The sequence below is a fragment of the Mesorhizobium sp. M7A.F.Ca.MR.362.00.0.0 genome (genome assembly GCF_004023175.1).
Taxonomy (GTDB): Bacteria; Pseudomonadota; Alphaproteobacteria; order Rhizobiales; family Rhizobiaceae; genus Mesorhizobium.
In genome coordinates this window covers 1-219 of the sequence record NZ_RZTF01001213.1, presented here as the reverse complement: position 1 = coordinate 219, position 219 = coordinate 1, and the positions used below count along the sequence as shown (strand labels likewise).

1 pseudogene is annotated in these 219 nt (G+C 63.0%); it reads right to left on the bottom strand.

Annotated features, from left to right (window positions below):
- Positions 1 to 219: pseudogene (locus EOC06_RS39675) on the bottom strand (GTPase HflX); the annotation flags it as partial.

Genomic DNA, 219 nt, shown 5'->3' with positions numbered 1-219 from the left:
CACTTCTATCACGCGCTTGGCGTCGCCGGCGTCGACACCGAGGTCGGCCAGGATGCGCTCGACGTCTTCCGCTTGTGCAGCAGTGTCCGGATCGGAAATGTCGCGCAGATGAAGCACGAGATCGGCCTCGACCACCTCTTCCAGGGTGGCGCGGAAAGCCGCGATCAGATGCGTCGGCAGGTCCGAAATGAAGCCGACCGTATCGGAGAGGATGATCGG